This window comes from Streptomyces sp. AC627_RSS907, assembly GCF_019049165.1.
The window spans coordinates 80,527-89,106 of the sequence record NZ_JAGMUE010000289.1; the positions used below are offsets into that span (position 1 = coordinate 80,527).

Annotated in this window: 6 protein-coding genes and 2 pseudogenes; all 8 read right to left on the bottom strand. The window is 72.3% G+C overall.

Translation table 11 applies throughout. The features are described from left to right. Positions 1-21: 21 nt before the first annotated feature. The 8 genes and pseudogenes from KUM32_RS34415 to KUM32_RS45110 all read right to left on the bottom strand — a co-directional run bounded on the left by KUM32_RS34415 (position 22) and on the right by KUM32_RS45110 (position 8,295). Complete coding sequence (locus tag KUM32_RS34415) at positions 22-912, bottom strand: dihydroorotate dehydrogenase (protein ID WP_217145848.1); 891 nt, start codon at positions 910-912, stop codon at positions 22-24. Next, entirely contained in the window at positions 909-1,454 is a 546-nt protein-coding gene (locus KUM32_RS34420; RefSeq protein ID WP_217145849.1) for a nucleoside 2-deoxyribosyltransferase, read from the bottom strand. The genes KUM32_RS34415 and KUM32_RS34420 overlap by 4 nt, the downstream gene beginning before the upstream one ends. Further along, entirely contained in the window at positions 1,451-2,899 is a 1,449-nt protein-coding gene (locus tag KUM32_RS34425; protein ID WP_308408791.1) for an aldehyde dehydrogenase family protein, read from the bottom strand. Before KUM32_RS34425 ends, KUM32_RS34420 begins: the two co-directional genes overlap by 4 nt. A gap of 957 nt (positions 2,900-3,856) precedes the next feature. Beyond that, a pseudogene (locus KUM32_RS34430) lies at positions 3,857-4,051 on the bottom strand (helix-turn-helix domain-containing protein); the annotation flags it as partial. Between the two features lie 170 nt (positions 4,052-4,221). Then, positions 4,222-4,455, bottom strand: a complete 234-nt coding sequence (locus KUM32_RS34435) for a hypothetical protein (protein ID WP_217145850.1) — start codon at positions 4,453-4,455, stop codon at positions 4,222-4,224. Positions 4,456-4,488: 33 nt separating this feature from the next. Then, positions 4,489-5,476, bottom strand: a pseudogene (locus tag KUM32_RS34440) (IS5 family transposase); the annotation flags it as partial. Positions 5,477-5,802: 326 nt separating this feature from the next. Then, on the bottom strand, positions 5,803-7,251 hold the full coding sequence (locus KUM32_RS34445; protein WP_217145851.1) for a condensation domain-containing protein: 1,449 nt from the start codon (positions 7,249-7,251) through the stop codon (positions 5,803-5,805). Between the two features lie 420 nt (positions 7,252-7,671). Beyond that, entirely contained in the window at positions 7,672-8,295 is a 624-nt protein-coding gene (locus KUM32_RS45110; protein ID WP_217145852.1) for a response regulator transcription factor, read from the bottom strand. Positions 8,296-8,580 lie beyond the last annotated feature (285 nt).

Here is an 8,580-nt window from a genome sequence, read left to right on the forward strand (position 1 = left end):
ACCTTTCGACACTGCGACTCATCACCTCTTGACACTGCGGCCGATCAGGTCCGCCACCGTGCCGCCGTGGGCGCCCAGCCAGTCGTCGAAGCCCTGGCGGATGCCGCGGAGGGTGGCGTGCATGTTCCGGTGCAGCGCGGTGTACACCTGGACGGCGTGGGCCCCCACGCTCAGGTACTCCGCCACGTCCTCGGCGTGCGCGACTCCGCCGCTGGCCATCAGCGGGACCGTCAGTCCGGCGCGGCGCAGGCCGAAGAGCTCGGCGAGCACGAGCGGTTTGATGCCGGGCCCCGAGTAGCCGAACGCCCCTCCGAGGCGCACCTCGCCCGTGTCGGCGTCGACGGCCAGGCCCGCGACGGTGTCGCTCAGGGTGATGGCGTCCGCGCCGGAGGCCAGGGCCGCCTCGACACGCTCCCGCAACCGCTCCCCGGCCGCCAGCTTGACGCTGAACGGCACCGGCGTTCGGCGGCGCACCGCGTCGGTGTAGGCGGCGACGCGCTCCGGGGTGTCCTCCAGCCCGTCCTCCTCGTTCAGGCAGGAGATGCCGAGTTCCAGGGCGGGGCTGCCCGCCCGCGTCACCCGGTCGGCCAGCTCGGCGAGTTCGGCCGGGGAGCCCGCGTGCACGGAGGCGATCACCGGCAGACCGTCGTCGGCGAACCGGCGGAGCATCGCGCACCAGTCACCGACCGGGCGACGGGAGTACGTGGTGCTGTTGAGCATGCCGGTGGGCAGGCGCAGCAGGCGTTCGTCGCCCGCGGGGCCGGGGTCGGGGTGGATGGTCTTGGTGACGACGGCCGAGGCCCCGTCGTCGAGGAGCCGGCGGATGTTGCGCTCCTGGTCGGTGAGCAGGCCGGAGCCCACCACGAGGGGGGACGACAGCCGCAGCCCCAGGATCCGCGTGCTGCCGTTCACTCCGACATCACGGCCTCCCGGCCCAGCTTGTCGAGGAGCCGGAGCAGTTCGGCGGGGTGGGCGCGGGCTTCGGCCAGGTCGAACACCGTCACGTCGCCGACGGAGGGCAGCCCGCGCAGCAGGTGGCTGGCGTTGGGCGCCATGGGCGTCGGCGTGACGACGACGATGGGTTTGCCGAGCGCGGAGGCCCAGCCGAGTTCGACGTGGGTGCCGTCGGTGCGCATCAGCTCGCCCGCGGCGTCCACCGGCAGCACCGGCACGAACACGTCGCAGCGGCGCATCCAGTCGAAGTCCCGGACGCTGACCTGGTCCGGGGAGAACAGGGCGGTGTCCACGCCGAACTTCTCGGCGACGTGGGCGGAGAAGACCGTGCCGTTGACGGCCGCGACGGCGTCGATGATGTCCCGGATCGCGTGCCGCAACGGCTGGTGAAAGCCGTCGTCCTGGATGGCGTGCTGGATGGGCCCGCCGACGAAGACGCTGACTCCGGTCAGATCGAGGCCCTCCGTCCCGTCGATGCCGATCACCGTGGTGTCCCTCATGACATCTCCCGATCTGCTTGGCGAAGCGCGATGTGGTGCACCTTGAGCTGCGTGTACTCGTGAAGGCCCCAGGGGCCGTACTCGACGCCGATCCCCGAGTGCCGATGGCCGCCGAACGGCACGTCGTGTCGCAGGTCGCCGTGGGTGTTGACCCACACGGTCCCGCACCGCGGCCGGTCCGCCAGGGCGCGTGCCCGCTCCTCGTCGCCCCACAGGGAGCACCCCAGCCCGTACGGCGAGGCGTCGGCACGGTCGATCGCCTCCTCCGGGTCGTCGTAGGGGACGACCGGGACGACCGGGCCGAACTGCTCCTCCTCCTCGAGGCGGCTGCCCGCCGGGAGGCCGGTGACGACGGTGGGGGGGTAGAAGTGGCCGGGCCGGTCGGGGACACGGCCGCCGGCCAGGACGCGGGCCCCGGAGCGCACGGCCTCGTCCACCATGCCCGCGACCCGGTCCCGCTGGGCGCGGCTGACGAGCGGGCCGTACTCGGTGGCCGGGTCGAGGCCGTCGCCCACGACGGCGGCGCTCGCCAGCTCGGCCATGGCCCCGGCGAGGCGGTCGCACTGGGTGCGGTGCGCGTAGACGCGTTTGACGGCGGCACAGAACTGCCCGCTGTTCGTCATGGACCGGGCGAACAGGTCCCGCGCGACGGCGTCGACGTCGGCGCCGGGCAGCACGACGGCGGGGTCGTTGCCGCCGAGTTCGAGCACGATCCGCTTGAGGTCGGCCGCCGCCTGCCGGGCGATGGCGCGTCCGGTGCCGACCGAGCCGGTGAAGGACACCAGCCGGACCGCGGGGTGGACGGTGAGCCGGGCGCCCAGCTCGGTGCCGCCGCCGACGACCGCGAAGGTTCCGGGGGGCAGGACCTCCCGGAGGGTGTCGCCCATCATCAGGCTGGACAGCGGCGTGTCCGGGGAGGGCTTGAGGACCACGGTGTTGCCGGCCAACAGCGCGGGCGCGATCTTGCAGACGGCCAGCAGGACCGGGTAGTTGGAGGGCGCGATCGCGGCGACGACGCCGTGCGGGACGCGCTCCAGGGTGACGTGGGCCGCGGGCTCGTCGACCAGCGGTCGCGGGCTCAGGTCCAGGTGGGCGGTGTGGGCGAACCAGTCGGCCGCCAGCCGGACTTCGGCCCGTGCGTGTCGCAGGGGCTTGCCCTGCTCCCGGGTGAGGAGGGCCGCCATCGGGTCCACGGCGGCCAGCAGGGCGCGATGGCAGGCGAGAAGGTGCTCGCGGCGCACGTCGAGCGGCGTCGCCGCCCAGCCAGGGAAGGCGCGGGTCGCGTCGTCCAGCACCGCGTCGAGTTGCTCGGGCGTGCACCCCGGGGCGTGGGCGAACACCTCGCCGAGGGCGGGGTTCTCGACCGGTGCCGGTCCGTACCGCGTGGCTCCGGCGGGTTCGGCCGGCGGCACGTGGGCGACCGGCCCGGTGGCAGGGGCGGTCACCGGCCGCGCCCCGTCCGCGGTGGCACCCGGTCGGGGCCGGTCTCGGCCGGTCGGCTGACGAATCGGACTACGGTTACGGGCATATGCTCCCGCCAGGAAGTGGTCGCGTCGAAACGGTGGCGGACTGAGGGCGGCGATCGGGTACGGGGTACCGGCGGCATCCCGCGTGCCGGCGCCCGTCGGCGGCGCGGGCCTGGGCACGGCGCCGTGGACGGGGGTCCGGGCGCACCGAGGCCCGGCAGTCGGCGGTGGACGGTCGGCAGCGGGCCTCTGCACCAGGCGTGCGCGGGGTGGCTGCCGGGACGGCGGCCCCGAGGGGCACTGCCCGGCGTCCGGTGCCGGACCGCCGCGTTACTGCCTGGCCTGCCGTGTTGTGGGGGCGGCCCGGAGAACAGTCTTGCCGGGGCCCGGTGGTCGTGCCACCCCCACTTTGGGCTATGGTCATCCGGCTACACCGAATGCCCGGCCGGACGCGCCTGGCGGGGGTGGTGACGTGCGGGGACGATGGGAGGACCGGATCTTCCGCCGGCGCACGGGATCCCGCGAGAAGGCCCCGTGCATGTCGTCTCCCGTCTCCTCCGGAGGCAGTCACTGCGGCGTCCTGCGGATGCGCCTGCCCGGAGGTGTCCCACAGGGTGTCCCACGGAGGCGTTGTCCCGTGGCGTTCCACGGCGACGTCACTTCGGTGGCCTGCCACGGGGGTGTTTCCGGCGGCCTGCCGGGCGCTCTCCCGTGACCTTCCGGGGAGGTGTCACCCCCGCGGGTCTTCCACGGGGGGTGTACCCGGCGGCCTGTCACGAAGGCGTTCTCCCGGGACCGGTCACGAACGCGTCGGCCTCGCGGGTCTTCCGCACCTGCGTTCTGCTTCGGTGGTCTTCCGCGGCGGCGTGGGTTCTCCGGGACCCCAGCCCCACCGCGGGTCCGCGCGCCCGGCGGCAGCCCGCGGGGCCGCCACCGCCTGGGTACGCGGGAGGAGCGGTCGCGCATGCCCGCCTCGCCGAACTGCCGGTAGCGGTCGGCCCAGCGCTGGGCGGTGGTCGGCGAGACCTGGAAGCGCTCGGCGGCCCGGCGCAGGGGCCAGCCGTCCTCGACCACGCAGCGAGCCAGGCGCAGCCGTCCGGTCTCGGTCAGGGGTGCATTACGGTGGGGCACGAGGGCCTTTCTGTTGGTGTAGACGTCGCAATCCACACCGAACCGGAAGGCCCTCACCTGTTCAAGATCCCTCAACCGAGACCTGGCTCACCCGTCCACAACCTCCCGGGACAGAACACCTAGGGCCTGTCTTCAGTCGCGATCAACGAGGTGACAGATCGTGGGCATCATCAGTCTTCAGCGGTCCGGTTCCTCCCGTCGAGCTGCTGATGCCTGCGGCCGGTCCAGCCGACGGCGACCCAGGCGGCGAAGAGGACGGTCGCGGCGACGACGCCCGCGACGGTGTCGGTGAAGACGAGCGCGAGCAGGGCCGTGATCAGTGTGATCGTCCCGGCCGAGGACGTGGTGAAGGAGTCGGCACGCAGGACGATGCGCAGGAAACGTGAGGGTGAGGCGTCGGTCATGGCTATCCATTCTGCGGCCAGGGCCTGTGGTGATCAACGGGGTGGTAGGAGGCTGCCGATCCAGATGGTCGCTGCGCGGAGGTGAAGTCCGGCGAGGTAGCTCTCGGGGGTCTTGTCGTAGCGGGTGGCGTTGCCGCGCCATGCCTTCAGTTTGTTGATCAGGCGCTCGACAGTGTTGCGCTCCTTGTACAGCTCGGCGTCGTGCATGACGGGCCGACCGCCCCGGCGGCCCTTCTTCTTCGGGTTGGCTGCCTGGCCCTTCTTCTCCGGGATGACTGCCTTGATGTGTCGTTTGCGCAGGTGATCGCGGTTGCCGCGGGAGGAGTACGCCTTGTCCGCAGCGACCGCGTCCGGCCGGGTGCGGGGGCGGCCGACCGGGATACGGACCCGCACCTTGTCGAGCACGGGAATGAACTGGGGGCTGTCGGCGGCCTGTCCGGCGGTGAGCGTGAGTACGAGTGGCCGGCACTTGCGGTCGGCCGCGGCGTGGATCTTGCTGGTCTGGCCACCCCGTGAGCGTCCGAGCAGGGCAGCCTTCAGGCGGAGCTTGCGGCGTCGCCGGATACGTCTGCGTTCGGCCCGCCCGGCCATCCGTCGGCGTCTTGCCCGGCTTGTTCCTCTTCGGTGCCCCCTTTGAGTGGTTCTTCTCCTCCTCGGCGGCCGTCTCCAGGGCGCCGAGCACCTCCGGATCGAGGTGCATTCCGGCCGCGTCATGGTGGGCCCTCACCGTGGTGGAGTCCACGCTGACCAGCGACAGATCCACCCGGTCCCTCGCCGCCTCGACGATCAGGCCCTCCAGCAAGGCCTCGAAGACCCCAGCGTCCCGCCACTGCCGGAAGCGGTTGTGCACGGTGGGCCAGGCGCCGAACTCAGTCGGCATCTCCCGCCACTGTGCTCCCGTGCGAAACCGCCAGATCACGCCCTCGAACTGCTCTCGCAGCCGGGTGGGATACGGACCGTACTCGCCGATCGGCATGTACGGCTCGACGTACTCCCACTCCTCATCCGTCAGCTGTCTGCGCGTCATGCGCTCCGGACTACCGGATCCGCCCCCGCCACGAGGGCGAAACCCGTAGATTGATCACGACTCAATACGCGCTCGCTCGTCGTCGTGGCGTCCTTGACCCCCGTAGCCGACCAGACTCCATCGTCCAGTGCCTGAGTCCCCAACAGATCGCCGACCCATCCAGTGATCTCTCCCTTGTCGAGAGCGTCGGTAGTGGTCGCGACGGTAATCGAACCGGCCCAGATCCAGGTCTGTGCCTGGAGCTCGGCGGGCGTCGCGAGGCGCGGCGGGGCACCGGCGACGGGCCGTGCCCCGCCGGACCCCGCTCCGCCCCGCCCCCCTCAGCGCGGGCCGGACACGCCCTGGGACGAGACCTGCGCGGCCCCGTCAGCCACCGCGTGTTCGGCGTGCTCGACGAGCACTCGCTCGACGTCGTACAGGAAGCCGCGCACCTCGGACGGCGTGAGCGCCCGGCCGTCGGCGTTGAGCACCAGCCGTATCCAGCCCGGTTCCTCGTCGTCGATCACGAGGAAGAAGGTCTCGCCCTCGTCGAACTCGTGGGGCGCGACCACGGTGTCCGCCATCGCGGTCCGCAACTCGGCTCCGGTCACGAGGTGTTCCGGACCCCCGGCCGTTTCGGGCAGCCCGTGATCCGCCCGGATGTCGTTGAAGCAGTACGACAGGTCGACGGGGGCACCCCGCTCGCGGGCGACCTCGCCGAACAGGTCCGTCACCTCGTCCGGGTCGTAGAGTCCGTTCGCGTAGGCGGCGGTGCACGCGGCGAAGGCGCGGCGGGCGGTGTCCTCGATGCGGTCGCCCTCCAGATGGATCGTCGCGGCGACCTCCGCGTGCAGGTTGGCGACGGTGCCGCGCAGCTCGGGATCCGACCGGTTGGCCGTGAGCAGGCGCAGGGTGCAGGAGGTCAGTCCGGCCCGGCGCCCGAGGAGCCGGGCCACGACGGTCAGCAGCACCGCGGAGGTGCTCACCCGCCAGTGCCGTGCCAGTACCGGCACGGCGAGGGCCACCGCCCGGGAGTCCAGGGCGACGCTGTGCCGCACGACGTGCGCGCCGTCGCCCCCGGTGCCGGCGGGCTGCCCTCCCGTACCGTCGCGCGGGGGGAACAGGGTGGCGGGCGCGCCCATGAGCTGACGGCGCCAGTAGGTGTGGGCGCGGCGCAGTAGGGCCCGGCCGCGCGGGGAACGCTCGAGCAGGGCCTGTTCGACGGGCTGCCGGGACACGACGGCGGGCGGTAGGGGACGGCCGGAGGCGGCGGCGTCGAGCAGCCGGGTCACCTCGTCGGCCAGCAGCCGCAGCGACATCAGGTCGGCCGCCAGGTGGGAGACGCAGAAGGCGGCGAGCGCCGGTGCTCCGTCGACGACGGTGGCCATGAACCGGATCAGCGGGGCCCGGGCCCGTTCGAAGGCGGTGTGCCGCATGCGGTCCCGCCAGGCGCGCAGCACGCTCTCCGCGTCCTCCCCGCGCCCGATGGTCCACACCTCGGCCTCGAACTCACCGGCCCGCGCCACATGTTGGACCAGTTCGCCCTCCGGGGTGCGGTCGAAGCCGGTGCGCAGGGACTCGTGGCGGCCGAGCAGTTCGGCGAAGACCGAGAGCAGGTCCTGCGGGGTGCCGCGGCCGGGCAGCTCGACCCAGTGGCACACGTTGTAGAAGGCCGCGTCGGGAAGTTGGCGCTCGATCAGGTTCCACATGTGCCGCTGGGCGCAGGTGGCGGGTGCGGTGGTGGCCCGTCGCCCGTCGAACGGGACCCGGTGCCGGACGAGTTCGGCCACGGCTGGCTCCTCTCCCGGGGCACTCCAGCCCCGCTCACCGTAGCGACGGACCGGTCACGAGTGGCAACGGCACGTTTGGCCCTGCCCGTTCGGGGCTCCATGGGGCCTGCCCGTTCGGGCACACCGGTCGTGCGCCCGCTTGAGACTTCCGCCACGTCGCTGCGTCCCACGAACATCTCCCCATGGACATTTCCGCGACGCGTCACACAGGCGGCGGGCCGGCCGCCGTCGCCCGGGCCCGGCCGGCGGACCGGCGACCGGCGACCGGCGACCGGCGACCGGCGACCGGCGACCGGCGACCGGCGACCGGCGACCGGCGACCGGCGGACGAGACCACACGCGCCCGGCACCGGCGCCGCGAGACGGGCGGCGCGGTGACCGGGCGCGTGATACCGCGGTCCGGCCGGCCGGTGAGGCCGGCTAGCAGGTGATGAGGCCTTCCTGTATGGCCGTCACCACGGCGGCTGTCCGATTGGGTGCGCCCAGCTTCAGCAACAGGCTGGCGACGATGCGCTTGACGCCATGGCTGGATATGCCGAGACGCCGGGCGATCTGCTTGTTGCTCATGCCCTCGGCGAGCAGGAGCAGCACCTCGTTCTCGCGGACGGTCAGGGAGACCGCGCGCTGCCGGTGCTGCCCCGGCTCGCGGACGCGGTCCAGCAGCGCCCGGGTGAGGGAGGCGGGCATGGGCACCTCACCCACCGCCGTCCGCTGGAGCGCTTCCTCGACCGCGGAGGCGCTCAACTCGTCCTCCACCAGGAATCCGTCGGGAACCGAGGGTCCCGCGAGAATTTCCTCGCGTACGTCGGTACCACTGAGTAACAGCAGTACCTTCGGTCGTCGGCGCTGGGCGTCGGCGAGCACCCCGCGATCGGGGACGTAGTGGTCCTCGTGCAGGAACAGGACGTCTACTCGACCGGCACCCAAGGTGTCCTCCACCTCGTTCCAGTCGCCGCAGTGCCTGACCTCACCCACCGAAGGAGCCGCCGACAGCACGGCTCGCAGGCCGAGCCGCAGGAATCCGTTGCGCACAAGAGTGGTCACCACAAGCTGGTCTCCTTGTCTGGGGGGGTGGCACAGCTGCTGGCTCACTCGTTCTCCTCCTCACTGCCGCCATGCGCCTCTGGCATATTCCGGCCACGGAGAACACAACGGTCCCCCGAGGTCGGCCGCCGGGCAGACCGGGCAGCCGTGGATACGCAATAGCGACTCATGTTCAACAACGTGCTCACGGTACATAGACGAATCGTTCCGGATCAACCATTCCCCGGACCGCCCCCGGAACAGCGGACTCCCCCCGCAATGCCCCCCGCACACACAATCCCCCGC

Bases quoted from the DNA above. Each gene is read 5' to 3' on its own strand.
- KUM32_RS34420 (WP_217145849.1), bottom strand. From the start codon at position 1,454: ATGAGGGACACCACGGTGATCGGCATCGACGGGACGGAGGGCCTCGAT.
- KUM32_RS34435 (WP_217145850.1), bottom strand. From the start codon at position 4,455: ATGACCGACGCCTCACCCTCACGTTTCCTGCGCATCGTCCTGCGTGCC.